Genomic DNA, 15,801 nt, shown 5'->3' on the forward strand with positions numbered 1-15,801 from the left:
GCGCACGCCACCTACCGATCCCAGGTTTCAGCGCGAACCCCAGGTCGCCGGCCGGCGGGCACCGGCACCCGGAAGGAGTCGAAGTTCAGCCGTTTCCTCGGAAAAGCTACTCACCAATACTGCGATGAGCGGTATTCCGAGGGATTCAGCGCAGTGCCGTTACCCGTGGCTGGTCAGCAAGCGGACGCGCGGCAGCGGCTTGGATGAACGCGGATAGGGCAGCTTCGAAGCCTTTTCTCGGGGTCCGCAGGTGACTCCTGCGACCGGTCGACGCCGCGACGTAGTGGTCCTCGCGGGATAGGATCTAGCTGCACGGTTTCCCGCCCGAGTAACAGTTGTTCAGTAAGGGAGTCCGAGCGGATGGATCGCCGGAACACGGGGATCAGCCGGCGTGTGCTGTTGACGGCTGGAGCCTCGATCGCAGTCACCGCGATGGCGCCGCCCACGCAGGCGGCGCCGATCACACGGACGATCTCCGCCGGCCCCGAGGAGCCCGGAAAGCGGGCGGACCTGGCGGAACAGGCGATCGTGCAGCGGCACCTGCGCACGCTGTGGGGTCAGCCGCAGAGGCGGCTGGGCACGCTCGTCTGGCCCGCGTCCGTGCTGGACCAGGCGTTCCTGCGATGGTGTTACTGGTGGCAAGCCCACCTTCTGGACTGTGCGGTGGACGCCGCGTACCGCGCCCGTACCCCCGAACGCATCGATCGGGTCGTCGCTCTCGCACGCGGTATCCGGACCCGCAACCTCACCGGCTGGACCAACCGGTACTACGACGATATGTCGTGGCTGGCGCTGGCGCTCGAACGCGCCGACCGGCTGCTAGGCGTCCGATTCGGCGACGCTGTCGGCGAGCTGCGGGCCGACTTGATCGGTGGCTGGAACCCGGTCGTCGGCGCGGTGCCTTGGCGGTCCGGCGACGAGTACTACAACACCCCCGCGATCGGTCCGACCGGTATCGCTCTGGCCCGACTGGGCGAGCTGTCCCGCGCCCGCCAACTTGCCGATTTCCTGTACACCCGATTGCGTGACGCCGACAGCGGCCTGATCCTCGACGGTGTGCACGAGCCCGGCGGACGAGTGGACCGGACCGTCCACACCTACTGCCAGGGCGTGGCGATCGGCCTGGAAACCGAGTTGGCAGTACGCACGGGCGAATCGAGCCATCACCGGCGCGTGGCCGCCCTTGTTGCCGCAGCCGGGGACGGGCTCACGAACGCAGGGGTGATCGCCGCGGCCTCCGGAGACGACTCCGGGCTGTTCATGGGCATCCTCGCCAGATATCTCGCGGAAGCGGCGCTGGCCTTGGGCGACACCACCGCAGCGGATATCGTGCACGCTTCCGCGCTGGCCGCCTGGAAGCACCGCGCCGAGGTGGACGGGCTGCCGCTGTTCGGCATGGACTGGTCGCGCCCGGTCGCGGTGCCGGAGCATCCGGGAACCTTCCCCCAGCTCACACCCTCCTCCGCCGTTTCACCGGCGAATTCGAGCCGCGATCTCTCGGTGCAGCTGAGCGGCTGGATGCTGCTCGAAGCGGATCACCGGCTCAGCGCCGCCGGACGCTGAGCCCGCGGCGGCGGGAGATGCCCCCGGGGGCTCAGCCCCGTTACCGGTACTGATGCTGTTTACCGTCGGTGTCGGCGACGAAGATGACCGCGTCGGCGATCTCCAGGTCTGCCGGCGCGAGCAGATTGTCGGCCATCATCTCGGCTCGCAGGCTTAGCAAGGCCGATGCGATCGGTGCGGGGCTCGCCATCGCCGCGTGATAGCGCAGCAGGCCAAAGACGGTGCGTACGTGAGCGACGACCTGCTCGTAACCGGCCGGGTCGCGAGACGCAGGCCCACCGCACTGGCGACGTCGTGGGTGACGATACGCGGGGCGCGAGCGCGGTCGGAGTCGCCGATGGACGCTCCCGGGCGAACATGGCCCACTGGTTCGTCCAGTCCGCGTCCTCGCCGAGCAGCGCGTCGAGGTCGCGGACCACGGCGGGCCGCAGCGCCTCGGGAGGTAGTCGGCGGCCGAGGACAGCGTGCGTCGTAGCTTTGAAGAATCATGCGAAACTTTCGCGCTTCCTCCCTGGAATCGAGAGAACAAAGCCTCGATCGGAGGTGCGAGCTGCGGCCCATCGACCTTGCCCGGGAACACGGATTGTCCGCACAGGCGATCCGCAACTACGACGACGCGGGCATCCTCCCGCCCACCGAGCGCAGCGATACCGGTTACCGGCGCTACACGCCACTGCACGCGCAGGCTCTGCGCGCCTTCCTCGCGTTGCGCGGTGGCCATGGGCACCAGCGGGCGACGGAGATCATGCGCGCGGCCAACCGGGGCGACCTCGAGTCCGCCTACCGGCTCATCGACGCCGCGCACGTGGAGCTGTTCGCCGAGCGCGACACCCGCACCGAGGTCGCCACCGCTTTGGCCGGCCTGTCCACCGCGGTGCCGACACCTGTCCACGGTGGATCGCTGACCGTAGGCGAACTCGCGCGCCGACTCGGCGTGCATCCGGCGACATTGCGCACCTGGGAGACTCAGGGCATCCTGCGCCCCGAGCGCGAACGTGCGACGGGTTACCGCCGATACGGGCCGGACTGCGTACGCGACGCCGAGATCGCACGACAGCTGCGCCGGGGCGGCTACCTGCTGTCGGAGGTCGCGCAGTTCATCGCGTCGCTGCGCGAGGCGGGCGGCGCGGAGGCGTTGAGCGCGTTCCTCGACGTCTGGCAGGACCGGCTGACCACCCGCAGCCGCAACCTCCTCGCCGGAGCGGCCCAGTTCGATACCTACCTCGCTATGCTCGACCAGACGTAGCAGCCCGCCGTCGATCGAGCGGTGGCGCCGATGTTCATCGGTCGACCTCGTTCGGCTGCGGGACTTTGCGTGTCGACCCTCCCAGTGTCGGGAATGGGCGATCTTCCGTTGCGCAATACTCGGTGGTGTCGCAGTGAAGCAGGCCGCGCGTGGCCTGATAAGGGTTGCCAGGCGTGAGGTGATGATGGCGGTGTTCGCGGAGCGGCGGCCGGCCCGGGCACGGGAGCTGCGATGAGCCCCGAGCGCTGGGTGGTGAAGCTGGACCCGCCCCCGGGCGTTCGCCCCTGGTTCATCGAATTCCTTGCGATGGTGCAGGAGGCTATTCAGACCTCCGCCGATCTGCTGGCGACAGGTACGCCCTCGCAGGCGCCGGATCTGTTGAAACTGCTGCGCGATGAGAAACTCGTCACCGGTCACGACCAAAAGTCCGCGATGGCCGACGGCCATGCCGAGCGTGTGCGCGAGTACGACGAGATCAAGGACGAAATCCACAAGCAGGACAAGAGCATCGACCTGTCCGCTTACGGCGCCTACGAAATCTCCAGCGGTGCTTTCGCGGCGGTCAAGCGACACGTCGAACTTCTGCAGGGGGCCCTGCGCGACACAACGAAGCCCAGCCCGGGTAAGGAGTTCATCGACCCCGACATCGAAACCAGGTTGGCGAACACCGTGCTGCGGACGGTCGACGACGTGAACGATGAGATCCAGAAGGCGAACGACCGGGTCCAGGTGCACGCGAAGGACATCGACGCCTCCGCTCCGACGTACGCGGGCAACTCCATGCCGAGCAACTACGTGCCGAGCAACTACATGCAGCGCAGCTATTCGCCCGGCCCGGATTTCGTGCCTGCCGCGACCAGCGCCGACTACGCCCGCTACGAGGGCAACGTCACGGTGAACGCGGCCATCGACGGCGCGCTCGATGCGCTCGGTATCACCGATCCGGTGGCCCGCGAGAACTGGAAGCGAGGCTACCAGGTCTTGATCAAGCGGGAATCCGACAATAATCCGAACGCCGTCAACGACTGGGACAGCAACGCCGCCAAAGGACAGGCATCGAGGGGGCTTACCCAGACCATCCCCAGCACCTTCCAGGCTTATCACGTGGCGGGAACATCCAACAACATCCACGATCCGGTGGCCAATGTCGCCGCCAGCATGAACTATGTCATGCATCGGTACGGCGTCTCCCGAGACGGTCACAACCTGCAACAGAAGGTTCAGCAGGCGGATCCGGGACGTTCGGCGATGGGCTATTGAGCGCAGGCCCGGAGGGTCGATCGGCGTGGTCGTCCGAGCTCTGTCCGCTCGCTTCGTCCCGCTGCGCGGTGGTCGCGGCCGTTCGGTCCCGTTTGCTCGTCGGGTCGAACGGAATTCGATGACGGGTTATCTTTTCGGTCTCAGCCGGGTCGGTCATCCGATCCGGCGGAAGTGGTCGACGGCCGAGGCAGCTATGGCGCGCTGCGTCTGGAACACTCGATCGTCGGAAAGGTTCTTTGCTGATGTTCCGTCGTTTCACGACCCACGCGCCCACGGGGGCGCCGCCGGTGGATGATCTGGTGGCCGGTGCGCTGCCGGACCGGGTGCAGATCGCGCATGAGCGGTTGGCCCACCAGGATGATCCGGCGCTGCTGGAAGCTTTGTCGGAGCGTGAGCTCGCCGCCTCCCGCGAGTTGGCCGAGCTTGTGCGCGATTACGAACGCCACGAGAAGCGGGCGCGGATCCAGGCGGCCGCCGACGCCGCCGAGCGGGTGCGGCGCACAGCCGCCGAGCTGGCCGAACGCGAGGCCGCCGACCTGCTGCGGGCCGCGCAGGCGATCGGCGAACAGCGCCACAGCAGCAGCCCGCACGCGAAAGTCGCTCGCCTGCACCAGCGCAAGCCGCGGGTGCTGGGGTTGCTCGCCGGTGTGGTCGCGTTCTCGATGCTGTTCTCCGCGGTCACCGTGCAGCAGAACATCGCGCCGACCGGTGGTGCGAGCAATCCGATGTTCTGGCTGTCCTACGGCCTGGAAGCCCTGATCAGCGCGGTGCTCGTCGCGCTGATGCTGTCCACCGGGGATACCGCCGAGTGGGGTGTGATCGATCGGCTGTGGCAGGTCTACACCGTCGAGGGCGTCCTGTTGACGGCGAGCATCGCGCTGAACACGTTCCCGTACTTCCGGACAGGTGACTTGGCCGGAATCGGAATCCACGCGATCGCACCGATCATGATCGGCGTCGCGCTCGTCACCCACCGGCTCGTCGCCGAGCGGTACGGGCGCGCGATCGAGCAAGCGACCGCCGCCGTGCCCGACCACGAAGATCTCCAGGAACGACTGGCGGCGCTCACTCAGGTCGGCGGGGCCGGGAACCAGATCCTGCCGAGCATCCTCATGGAGCCGGCGGTGCCCGTACACCGCGCGGACGAACCGGCCGCGACCGAACCGCCCGCACCGGCGGCGCAGGGCGCCGCTATCGCGGGGCAGGCGCCGGTGCAGGACGACAACGGCGCCGCGGTTGCCGGGCAGTCCGCCGGGGCTCCGAGCGCGCCGCCTGTTCCGGCTCCGGAACTCACGGAGTTGTGGTTGGCGACGACGCCGCTGCCCGCGGTCGAGCGGCCCGCCGAGCAGGGTGCGCACCCTGCTGCCGGAGACAACGCTGACGAGGCCGTTCTCGACGCGCGGTTGGCGGCGGCGGTGCGGCAGACCCTCGACCGGATTCGGTTCAGCAAGCAGCCGGAGCCGGGCGGGCAGCCGGTGCAGGACGCCCCCGTTTCCGCGCCCGAACCCGATGCTCCCGAACTCGCCGAGGCGTCCGCCGAGCACGGCGCACGCGAAGCCGCCGAGGCGCTTCCCGAGGCGAACGCCCACGACGCGGCGGCGCAGGTGATCGAGCGTGGCGCCGATGGGCCGCAGGTCACGGGCTCGGAGATCGCCGCGACGCACCACGAACCGGATGCTCGCGCGCTGGAGCCGATCAATGCGGGCATGGCCCAGCATTACGCACCAGGCGTGGACGGCAGCGAGCGCCCGGCCCGGATGCAACAGGTCGCACCGGTCGGTGCCGCGGGCATGTCGCCGATCGGGCACGAACCCGACGACGCCGCCGCGACCACACCGCGTGCCGCGGTCCAACCGCAGCTCACCATTCGCTGATTCGAGCGCGTCACTGTCCGGCGCTGCCCGGGGCCGCAGCGGCTCCGGTGCGGCGGTCCGGCTACGGCGCTTCGCTTTCGGCGTAGGGCTTCCCGGTCGACCCGATGGCGGAATGGACGTAGCGTCGAATTCGTGAAAGTTCCCGCACACCTGCCCACCACCGCGGGCGAACTGCGTTCGGCCGGCTACCTGCCGCGTGGGGTGAAGACCGAGATCCGCGAGAACCTGCTCGCGCTGCTGAGTTCAGGCGGCGACCCGTGGCCCGGAATCGTCGGTTTCGACCGGACGGTCGTGCCGCAGCTGGAACGCGCGCTGCTCGCGGGACACGACGTCGTGCTGCTCGGCGAACGCGGCCAGGGCAAGACCCGGCTGTTGCGTTCCCTGGTCGGCCTGCTGGACGAATGGACGCCCGTCATCGCAGGCGCCGAGCTGGGCGAACATCCGCTCGACCCGATCAGCCCGGCCGGCAGGCGACTGGCCGCCGAACTCGGCGACGACCTGCCCGTCGCGTGGCGGCACCGGTCGCAGCGGTACGCCGAGAAACTCGCCACGCCCGACACCTCCGTCGGTGACCTGATCGGTGACGTCGACCCGGTCAAGGTGGCCGAAGGGCGCAGTCTCGGTGATCCCGAGACCATCCACTTCGGGCTCGTCCCGCGCGCGCATCGCGGCATCGTGGCGATCAACGAACTGCCCGACCTGGCCGAACGCATCCAGGTCGCGCTGCTGAACGTCATGGAGGAGCGCGACATCCAGGTCCGCGGCTACATCTTGCGGCTGCCGCTGGACGTGTTGCTCGTCGCCACCGCCAACCCGGAGGACTACACCAACCGCGGCCGGATCATCACGCCGCTGAAGGACCGGTTCGGCGCGGAGATCCGCACCCACTACCCGCTCAGCGTGGCGGCCGAGGTGGCGCTGGTGCGCCAGGAGGCCGAGCTGGTGGCCGAGGTGGGCGACCCGCTGATCGAAGTCCTCGCTCGGTTCGTGCGGCAACTGCGGGAGTCGTCCGCGATCGACCAGCGCTCGGGGGTGTCGGCGCGCTTCGCCGTCGCCGCGGCCGAGACGGTGGCGGCGGCGGCCTTGCGCAGGTCCGCGGTCACCGGGGAGAGTCCCGCCGTGGCGCGGCCCGTCGACCTCGAATCCGTGCCCGCGGTGTTGCGCGGCAAGCTGGAGTTCGAGTCCGGTGAGGAGGGCCGGGAGCAGGAGCATCTCACCCACCTGCTGCGCCGCTCGTTCTCCGAGACCGCGCGGGCGCTGCTCGGCGGCCTGAACCTGCGTCCGCTGGCGGAGGCGGTCGGCGATGGGCATCTGGTCACCACCGGGGAACGCGTGCCCGGCGAGGAAGTCCTCTCGGCGCTGCCGGAACTGCCCGTGCTACACGAAGTGGCCGGACGCCTCGGTGTGGACGCGGCCGACCCGCCGCCCCGGATCGCCTCCGCCGTCGAGTTCGCTTTGGAGGCGCTTTACCTGGCCAGACAGATCGCGAAGGATTCCGACGACGGTCTGGCGGTGTACGGCCGATGAGCGCCGCTGTTGCCGGCGGGGCATCGTGACGACCCCGGACCGCTACTCCTACGGCCCCTATCACGACGGGCCCGATCCCTTGGCGCCCCCGCTCGATCTGCGGGAAGCGCTGGACAGCATCGGCCGGGACGTGATGGAGGGCAGTTCGCCGCGCAACGCTCTGCAAGAGCTGTTACGACGCGGCACCAGCTCCATGCCCGGGCTGGAGGAGCTGACTCGCCGGTTGTGGCAGCGACGCGCGGAGATCGCCCGCACACACCGGCTCGACGGCACGTTGCAGCAGGTCCGGGAATTGCTGGAAGAGGCACTGGAGGCCGAGCGCGGCGCCCTGTTCCCCGACCCGTCCGACGACGCCAGGTTCGCTGAGGCGCAGCTGGACGCGTTGCCGTCGAGCACGGCCGCCGCCGTCACCGAACTCGCTGAGTACACCTGGCGATCGGAGACCGGCCGTGAGAACTACCGGAAGATCCGGGACCTGCTCGGTCGCGAGTTGCTGGAATCGCGCTTCCAGGGCATGAAACAAGCCTTGCAGAACACCACTGCGCAGGATGTCGAGCGGGTCCGGCGGATGATGTCCGACCTGAACGACCTGCTCGCCGCCCACGCCGGCGGCGAGAACACCGAGCAGCGTTTCGCCGAGTTCATGGCCGAGCACGGCGAATTCTTCCCGGAGAACCCGCGCGACACCGAAGAACTGATCGACGCGCTCGCCGCTCGCGCCGCCGCCGCGCAACGCATGATGAACTCGATGTCCGAGCAGCAGCGCGCGGAGCTGTCGGAGCTGATCGGGCAGGCGTTCGGCGATCCGGGCATCGCCCGGCAAGTGGCCGCGCTGGACGCGAATCTGCGCGCGCTGCGCCCCGGCGAGGACTGGAACTCCCGGCAAAGGTTCCGCGGCGAGGATCCACTCGGGCTCGGCGAAGGTGCGCAAGCCCTGCAGGACCTCGCCGAACTCGACGCGCTCGCGGAACAACTCGGCCAGTCCTATGCCGGCGCCCGGTTGGAGGACATCGACCTGGACGCACTGGCGCGCCATCTCGGCGCGGACGCGAGTGTGGACACGGCTCGCCTGGCCGAGCTGGAACGCGAACTACGCAGGCAGGGCGTCTTCGAACGGGGCGAGGACGGCTCACTGCGGTTGACGCCCAAAGCGTTGCGGCGGCTCGGCGAGACGGCGTTGCGAGACATCGTCGGACGCTTGCGATCCCGGCGTGGTGAACGGGACACGGCCTTGGCCGGTGCGGCGGGCGAGCCGACCGGCGGCTCCCGGGCCTGGCGATTCGGGGACACCGAACCGTGGGATGTGTCGCGGACCGTGCGCAACGCCGTGCTGCGCTCGGCGTCGGCGGGCGATCGCCGGGTGCGACTGGACGTCGCCGATGTCGAGATCATGGAGACCGAGCAGCGGTCCAGGGCCGCGGTGGCGCTGTGCGTGGACACGTCCTGGTCGATGGTGCAGGACGGCAGGTGGGTGCCGATGAAGCGCACCGCTCTCGCGCTGCACCACTTGATCGGCACCAGATTCCGCTCGGACGCGCTGAGCGTGATCACTTTCGGCAGGCAGGCGAGCACCGTCGACATCGGCGCACTGACCGCACTGGAAGGCGTCTGGGAGCAGGGCACCAACCTGCATCACGCGCTGCTGCTCGCGGCGGGACACCTGCGCAGGCATCCGGACGCGGTGCCGGTCGTGCTCGTGGTCACCGACGGTGAGCCGACCGCCCACCTGGAGCCGGACGGAGAGACGTACTTCAACTGGCCGCCCGCGCAGCGCACGCTCGCCGTCACGATGGCCCAGGTCGACGCCTTGGCCAAGCTGGGTGCGTCGGTGACCGTCTTCATGCTCGGCGAGGACCCGCGACTGGCCGCGTTCGTCGACCTGATGGCCCGCCGCAGCGGCGGCCGTGTGGTGGCGCCCGATCTGGACGGTCTCGGCGCCGCCGTGGTAAGCGACTATCTGCGCGGCCGGGGTTGAACTCGGGGCAGTGAAGACGTCCGAGGACGCGGGCGGCCGGCCCTACACTGAGCGTGTGGCTTTTCGTCGGTTCGTCGCAGTGTCCTTGTTCGCCTTGGTGACTCCGCTGGGCGTGGCTGCCTGCACGGCGGAAGGTCCCGGTTCGAAGACCGATTGCGCGGTGAGCGGCTGCACGGTGACGTTCGCCCGGGGCGTGGACGCCAAAGCGAGCATCCTGGGCATCGAAGCGAAACTGATTTCGGTGAACGGCAATCTGGTCACGCTGTCGGTGGGCGGTCAAGAGGTCACGGTCCCGGTAGGGGAGACCCGGTCCGCCGACGGGAGCACCGTCACGGTGCAGGAGGTGACCGACGACAAGGTCGTGGTCAAGATCTCCACCGGCCTCACCGGCGGCTGATTTCGTCATCCGGTGCCGCATCCACCGGAGCGGCATCTGTCCGATGTTGTAATTGCTGCGAGATCACTGCGGTCGTGCGGATCTCGTCTGTCGCCGTGCGCCGAGCACAGCGGGAAAGCCCGTGCGGCTGCGCCCTTCGCGGAACACATGTTCGTGCGTGCGCAGTCGCAGGCGTGTCGCGAAAGTGGCACGGGAGCACTCGAGTGGCCGTATCGAGGATTTATTGTGGCATTTTCGACGTGTCGGCAATGGAAACCAAAAGGTATTGAATACCGGGAGGTTTGAATACCGGAAGGTATTTATTTCGCGCTGCCAGGGGGAATCATTTTTACCGGAAATTTCTCCCCGATTTGCTGTACACCGCACCGTGCCCGTGTGTAGCGTCTGGAACCCGTAAACCCCCTCATGACAAGTGGTGGCGCGTGATCGGTATCGACGGCTGTCTGAAACGCATCATGGATATTCCTGGTGCGCGCAGTGTGACGTTGGTGGACGGTGCGAGCGGTCTGGCGATCGCCGCGGACGGCAGGCACGAACTGGTGGACGAGCACGAAGATGCCGCCGCCACAACGGATGTCGTACGCGCGGTGCTGGCCTGCCCGGCCTTGTCCAGCGGCGGCGACGGTGACGACGTCACCGAGATCATCGTCTGCGGGACCCGCGGATATCACCTGCTCAACCTGCTGAACGGCGACTTCGACGGACGGCTTTTCGTGCACGTGCTGTTCGACGAGGACGCCGGAAATCTCGCGATGGCGCGATTCCAGTTGCACGCAATTCTCGACGAATTGGCCGAGGGCGCGCATGAGTCCTGAACTCGCGGTCGAATTGCGGCGGCTGGAGAAGGAAGGAAGTACGGGCGTGCTGCGGGCGGGCGACGGTGCGTTTCATCTCGCCGAAGGCGCGATCGTCTCCGCCGACTGCCGCCGCACCACCGGGCTGGACCGGCTGGTCGTCGAGGCGGGCGTGGCGACCGCCGAGGACTGGCGGCGCGCCGATGCGGGGGATCCCGGTCGTGTGCTGGGGCGGCCACGGCTGGAAACCCTGGCGATGCTGTCCGTCTTCGATGCCGCCTACTTCCTGCTGGCCTCGCCCGCCGTCCCGGAGTTCCGCCCGGCCCCGCCGCACTGGCTGGCCCCGGTCTGCCACATCACGCCCCGCGCGCTCGTGCAGGAGTGTGCGCGGCGCGGCGATCCCGAGTCCGGGCCGTGGCCCGCCGACCTGGTCGATCGCGTCCCGGTGGTGCCGGTCCGCCGGGTGCGGCGCCGGCGTCTGGTGCTCACCGGCGGGCAGGCCGAGGTGCTGGCCGCCGCCGACGCCCGGCGCAGCATCGCGGGAATCGGCCGGGAACTCGGCCGCACGACCTACGGATGTCTGGTGGCGGTTCGGGATCTGACCACGGCGGGGCTGATCGAGCCACCCACCGCGGCGTCGGTTCCCGTGGCGGCCGGGCCGTCCGCGCTCGCGTCGCCGGTCGCCGAACGCCCGGCGGTCGCGCCCGTGGCCGCCGCACCGGGCCGGCTTCCTCGCCGCCGGGGCAGGCACTCGGCCCCGCCGGCTCCTGTCGAACGCTTGGAGCCGCCGGACCGGGACCTGCTCGTCCGCCTGCAAGCGGCTTTGGAGGAACTCGCGTGACCGCGCGGAAGAAACTGCTCGGCGATTGGATGGGAAGGTTGACAAAGGTGGGGATGTCCGGACCCGAACCGAACGCGGCGGTGCTCACCGAGTTGAAGGCACTGCGCGATCGCGTCCCGGGGCTGACCGGCGCGCTCGTGGCCTCCAACGACGGGCTGCTCGTCGCCCACGATCTACCCCCGCAGATCGAGCCCAACGGGATGGCCGCCATGGCCGCCTCGCAATTGTCACTGTCCCATCGGCTGGCGACCACCGCGCACGGCGGCGGGTTCAGCGAAGTGGTGGTGCACGGCACCGGGGGGCACGTGGTCATCTACGCGGCGGGCTGGACCGCACTGACCGTCCTGGCCGCACCCGAGGTGAACATCGGTCGGCTGCATCTGGAATCCCGTCCGGCGGCCCGTGCGATCGCCGATTTGCTGACGCCGGTGGCAGCCGACGCAGAGAGCCGACTGGCAACGAAAACCCACTGAAAGGAACACATATGTCCAATATGGATCTGGCACTCAAAGACATGATGGTGATCGACGGCGCGATCGGCGCCGCCGTGGTCGACTACAACAGCGGCATGGCGCTGGGCATGCTCGGCAGTTCCAAGTCGCTGGATCTCCAGGTCGCGGGTGCGGGCAACACCGAGGTGGTGCGCGCCAAGCTGCGGACCATGGACCAGTTGGGGCTCAAGGAGGACATCGAGGACATCCTCATCACGTTGTCCGGGCAGTACCACATCATCCGGCCGATGACCGGTCGCAAGTCCAAGGGCCTGTTCCTGTATCTCGCGCTGGACCGGGGGCGGGCGAATCTGGCGATGGCCCGGCACCGCCTGCGGGGCATCGAGGAGGATCTGGAGGTCTGATCGGCGCGTGCCGATTTGACCTGAACTTCGGTTCAGGTTCGACGCTGATTCCGTACCGAAAAGCGTCGAAGGGAATCCTCATGCCCGACCTCCCGATCCAGCTCGCCGTAATTGTCGGCAGTACCCGAGCGGGCCGCTTCGGCCCCACCGTCGCCGAGTGGTTCGCCGCACATGCCGACCGGCGCGACGACGTCACCGTCGACGTCGTCGATCTGGCCGAAACGCCACTGCCGGACCGTCTTTCCCACCGTCCCGAACCCGAGGCGGCGCGGGCGCTGGCAGCCGTCGGCCCCCGACTGGCCGCGGCGGACGCTTTCGTCGTGGTGACACCCGAGTACAACCACAGTTATCCGGCGTCGGTCAAGAACGCCATCGACTGGCACTACACCGAATGGCGGGCCAAGCCGGTCGGTTTCGTCTCCTACGGCGGCATCTCCGGTGGTCTGCGTGCCGTGGAGCACCTCAGGCACGTCTTCGCCGAACTGCACGCGGTAACCGTGCGCGACACGGTGAGTTTCCACGATGCGGGGAGTCGGTTCGATGCCGCGGGCCGGCCGGCGGATCAAGAGATGCCTGCCGTCGCGGCGGACAAACTACTGGGCCAATTGGTCTGGTGGGGTCGCGTTCTGCGGTCGGCCCGCGCCGAATATCCCTATACCGCATAGTGCTTCCGGATCTGCTGTGCCGATAGCCCCGGTGCACGACGGCGCCGGACGGCCGAGTCGATGGGCTCGGCCGTCCGGCGGCCCGAATCTGCGCACCGGGACGTTCGCAAGGGCCGCATTCTGCGGTTTCGTCGTGGCATCCGGCGTACGCTGTGCGGCGACGAAAGGACTCGACGATGCGAAAAATGCTCGCGGCGTTGGTGATCGCCGGTTCGTTCATGGCAGCGGGGACGACGATCGCGCAAGCGAACCCGCCGTCCCAGCCGCCCACTCCGCTCTGCCTGGTGGTGGGCGGTGCCATATGGGTGGTGCGTAACAGCATCGACCCGTACGGCCTGTCGCAGGATCCGCTCGCGGTCGCGTTGCGGAACGCGCATCAGCAGGTCTGCGGCTAGCGGCTACGTCGAGCTTCGCCGGCGCTGCTTGCCCCACCTGCGCAATGCAGGGCTGACGCTCAGTGCCGTGACCCCGGCGAGAGAGGCAAATCGCGGGCATCCGGTTCGATCGGCGGCGGCGTGGCCGCGCTCGGCTTGCCCTCGCGAGTGTTGAGCCACGCCCCGGCGAACATCAATGCGGCGCCGAGGGCTTGGACCGGGGCGATGGATTCGCCGAGCAGCAGCCACGCGCACGCGAGACCGAAAGCGGGGACCAGGAACATGGCGGAGGCGGCTGTCGCCGGGCCCACCTCGCCGACGGCGCGGTAGTAGAGAACGTACGCGAGCGCGGTCGGCAGGACGCCGAGGTATGCCTGATTGAGCCAGAATTCGGCATCGAGTTCGGACCAGGCCACGTCGGTCAGGTGCGGCGCCGCGACAATGCCGAGTGCCAAAGCTCCGATGGCCGTGGCGTATACCGTCACCGTAGGCGCCGCCAGCCGGGCGAGCGCCGGAGCGCCGAGCATGGTGTAACAGGCCCAGCACGCCGCCGCGCCCAGGAAGACGAGGTCGCCGAGCAGACGATCTCCGCCGCCGGAGGGGATGCCGAGGAAGAAGACGACACCGCCGCCGACTGCCAGAGCGAGCCCGAGGGCTCGAGCCGCGGTCGGCCGGGTACGGGTCAGCGCCGTCGTGACGGCGACGGTGATGACCGGGGCCGCCATCGGCACGATCACGCTGCCATCCGCCGCGGGCGCCAGGGCGAGAGCGAGGAAGAACAGGACGTTGTAGCCGAAGACGCCGATCAGTCCGAGCGCCGCCACCCGCCCGGCTTCCCGCACCGCGAGCCTGGGCAGGCGCAGCACGACGAGCAGGACGACGGCGCCGAGGAAGAAGCGGAGGAACCCCGCCACCTCGTGCGGCACTTCCCGGATCGCGAGTTTCGAGGACGCGAACGCGCTACCCCATAAAGCCATGACCACGACGAGCAACAATCGGATACGCACGGATCCGATCCTGCTGAGGGGCGGCCCCGCGGTCTTGAACGCTGGTGCGCGCACAATGGGATGGTGGCCGACGGTGAGTGGGTGCGATACCGGCGAATGCCGAACCGCCCGGTGGAGTTGATGCGCGCGCACTTCGAACGGCACGTCTACCACGCGCACAGTCACGAGACGTATTCCTTCGGCTGCACCGAGTTCGGCGCGCAGAGCTTCGATTGCCGCGGCGCGGCGCGGACCAGCGCGGCGGGCATGGTGATGGCCTTCAACCCGGATGAGCCGCACAACGGCCACAGCAGCACCGAGGCGGGCTTCACCTACTCCATCGTGCACATCGGCGCCGAGTTGGTCACCGATCTGCTGTCCGACCAGGCCGGTCGTCCGGCCGGGTTGCCGCTGTTCACCGAGCCGGTGCTGCGCGACCCGGTGCTCACCGCGGCGCTGCGCCGGCTCAGCGCCGCCCTCAGCGGCCCGGCCACCGAACTCGCCGCCGACGAGGCGCTGGCCGCTTCCGTCGCGGCGTTGGCGCGGCGTGCGGCGCGTCGTCCGCTGGTGCGCTCGACGGCCGAGCCGGGCGCCGCGATCGCCCACCGCGTCCGCGCCGTGCTCGACGACCGCTATCTCGATCCGCTTTCGATGGACGACTTGGTCGAGGCGAGCGGCGCCAGCCGCTTCGCCTTGTACCGCGCTTTCCGCGCGAACTACGGTCTCGCGCCGAGCGATTACCAGCGTCTGCTGCGGCTGCGCGCGGCTCGCCGGTTGATCGCGGCGGGCAGGCCGGTCGCCGAAGCGGCCGCGGCGGCGGGTTTCGCCGACCAAGCACATCTCACCCGCTGGTTCCGCCGCTGCTACGGCATCACTCCCGGCGTCTACTCCGCCGCGTGACCGCTCGTCACGCCGGTTCCGGCGGGCGCGGCCAAGGATTCTGCTCCTTGTCTTCGACCGACTGATTGAAGCGCTCGATGAGTTTGCCGAGTAGTTCGACGTCGGCCTCGGTCCAGTCGGCCACTACCGCGCCGATGCCCTGCCTGCTCTGCATACGGTCGGAGGCCAGTGATTCCAGGCCTTTCGCGCTGGCGCGGACCTTGCGGGCGATGCCACCGTCGGGATCGGGCACCCGGTCGACCAATCCTTGCTTGAGCATCGCTCCGACCTGGCGGTTGATGGTGGAAATGTCCAGTTGGAACGCTTCGGACAACTCGCGCAGGCTCAGCGGGTGGTCCAGTTCCAGCCGGGTCAAGATCAGGTACGCCGAGCGGTCGAGCCGGAAGCCGGGACGCCGCAGCAGTGCGGCGGGGAAGTGCCTGGACAGCAGCGACAGTTCGAAGGTGAGGCGCTTCAGCGCCGCACTGTCGTCGCCGGGGCCGGAGTCGGACATACCTCACTATGTCGCGGGCATCACGTCGATACCAAATTGTGCAGCATACA

At 68.9% G+C, this 15,801-nt stretch carries 17 protein-coding genes; 14 read left to right on the plus strand and 3 right to left on the minus strand.

The features are described 5' to 3' along the window. Positions 1-360: 360 nt before the first annotated feature. Positions 361-1,563: a glycoside hydrolase family 76 protein gene (locus ACWEKR_RS07135; protein WP_452353713.1), complete on the plus strand. Its 1,203-nt coding sequence runs from the start codon at positions 361-363 to the stop codon at positions 1,561-1,563. Between the two features lie 40 nt (positions 1,564-1,603). On the opposite strand, the gene ACWEKR_RS07140 is transcribed toward ACWEKR_RS07135, so the two are convergent. Further along, positions 1,604-1,753 (minus strand): hypothetical protein, encoded by a 150-nt coding sequence (locus ACWEKR_RS07140; protein ID WP_452353714.1) that lies wholly within the window; start codon positions 1,751-1,753, stop codon positions 1,604-1,606. A 360-nt stretch (positions 1,754-2,113) separates the two neighbouring features. Between ACWEKR_RS07140 and ACWEKR_RS07145 the strand changes: the two genes are divergently transcribed. The 12 genes from ACWEKR_RS07145 (at position 2,114) to ACWEKR_RS07200 (ending at position 13,393) form a co-directional block, all read left to right on the plus strand. Beyond that, complete coding sequence (locus ACWEKR_RS07145) at positions 2,114-2,809, plus strand: MerR family transcriptional regulator (protein ID WP_452353807.1); 696 nt, start codon at positions 2,114-2,116, stop codon at positions 2,807-2,809. A 231-nt stretch (positions 2,810-3,040) separates the two neighbouring features. Then, positions 3,041-4,069, plus strand: coding sequence for a transglycosylase SLT domain-containing protein (locus tag ACWEKR_RS07150; protein WP_452353715.1), 1,029 nt, complete (start codon positions 3,041-3,043; stop codon positions 4,067-4,069). Positions 4,070-4,311: 242 nt separating this feature from the next. Next, on the plus strand, positions 4,312-5,943 hold the full coding sequence (locus tag ACWEKR_RS07155) for a hypothetical protein (RefSeq protein WP_452353716.1): 1,632 nt from the start codon (positions 4,312-4,314) through the stop codon (positions 5,941-5,943). A gap of 132 nt (positions 5,944-6,075) precedes the next feature. Next, positions 6,076-7,470: a sigma 54-interacting transcriptional regulator gene (locus ACWEKR_RS07160; protein ID WP_452353717.1), complete on the plus strand. Its 1,395-nt coding sequence runs from the start codon at positions 6,076-6,078 to the stop codon at positions 7,468-7,470. Positions 7,471-7,495: 25 nt separating this feature from the next. Continuing rightward, positions 7,496-9,445 (plus strand): vWA domain-containing protein, encoded by a 1,950-nt coding sequence (locus tag ACWEKR_RS07165; protein WP_452353718.1) that lies wholly within the window; start codon positions 7,496-7,498, stop codon positions 9,443-9,445. A gap of 55 nt (positions 9,446-9,500) precedes the next feature. Beyond that, positions 9,501-9,842, plus strand: coding sequence for a hypothetical protein (locus ACWEKR_RS07170; protein ID WP_159848234.1), 342 nt, complete (start codon positions 9,501-9,503; stop codon positions 9,840-9,842). 455 nt (positions 9,843-10,297) lie between these two features. Then, entirely contained in the window at positions 10,298-10,657 is a 360-nt protein-coding gene (locus ACWEKR_RS07175) for a hypothetical protein (RefSeq protein ID WP_228829795.1), read from the plus strand. Beyond that, positions 10,647-11,477, plus strand: a complete 831-nt coding sequence (locus ACWEKR_RS07180; RefSeq protein WP_452353719.1) for a hypothetical protein — start codon at positions 10,647-10,649, stop codon at positions 11,475-11,477. The genes ACWEKR_RS07175 and ACWEKR_RS07180 overlap by 11 nt, the downstream gene beginning before the upstream one ends. Beyond that, on the plus strand, positions 11,474-11,950 hold the full coding sequence (locus tag ACWEKR_RS07185; RefSeq protein ID WP_452353720.1) for a roadblock/LC7 domain-containing protein: 477 nt from the start codon (positions 11,474-11,476) through the stop codon (positions 11,948-11,950). Before ACWEKR_RS07180 ends, ACWEKR_RS07185 begins: the two co-directional genes overlap by 4 nt. Before the next feature lie 11 nt (positions 11,951-11,961). Beyond that, on the plus strand, positions 11,962-12,333 hold the full coding sequence (locus tag ACWEKR_RS07190; protein ID WP_063023959.1) for a hypothetical protein: 372 nt from the start codon (positions 11,962-11,964) through the stop codon (positions 12,331-12,333). Between the two features lie 80 nt (positions 12,334-12,413). After that, positions 12,414-12,998 (plus strand): NADPH-dependent FMN reductase, encoded by a 585-nt coding sequence (locus tag ACWEKR_RS07195; protein WP_452353721.1) that lies wholly within the window; start codon positions 12,414-12,416, stop codon positions 12,996-12,998. Between the two features lie 176 nt (positions 12,999-13,174). Further along, entirely contained in the window at positions 13,175-13,393 is a 219-nt protein-coding gene (locus ACWEKR_RS07200) for a hypothetical protein (protein WP_452353722.1), read from the plus strand. A gap of 59 nt (positions 13,394-13,452) precedes the next feature. Here the strand turns inward: ACWEKR_RS07200 and ACWEKR_RS07205 are convergent, their stop codons facing one another. Next, complete coding sequence (locus tag ACWEKR_RS07205; protein WP_452353723.1) at positions 13,453-14,379, minus strand: DMT family transporter; 927 nt, start codon at positions 14,377-14,379, stop codon at positions 13,453-13,455. Positions 14,380-14,442: 63 nt separating this feature from the next. Here ACWEKR_RS07205 and ACWEKR_RS07210 point away from each other — a divergent pair, with 63 nt between their 5' ends. After that, a complete protein-coding gene (locus ACWEKR_RS07210) occupies positions 14,443-15,258 on the plus strand; it encodes an AraC family ligand binding domain-containing protein (RefSeq protein WP_452353724.1) in 816 nt (271 codons plus the stop codon). Between the two features lie 7 nt (positions 15,259-15,265). Here ACWEKR_RS07210 and ACWEKR_RS07215 read toward each other — a convergent pair whose 3' ends face one another. Further along, entirely contained in the window at positions 15,266-15,751 is a 486-nt protein-coding gene (locus tag ACWEKR_RS07215) for a MarR family winged helix-turn-helix transcriptional regulator (protein WP_195085938.1), read from the minus strand. Positions 15,752-15,801: the final 50 nt, after the last annotated feature.

The sequence above is a fragment of the Nocardia sp. NPDC004573 genome (genome assembly GCF_053602135.1).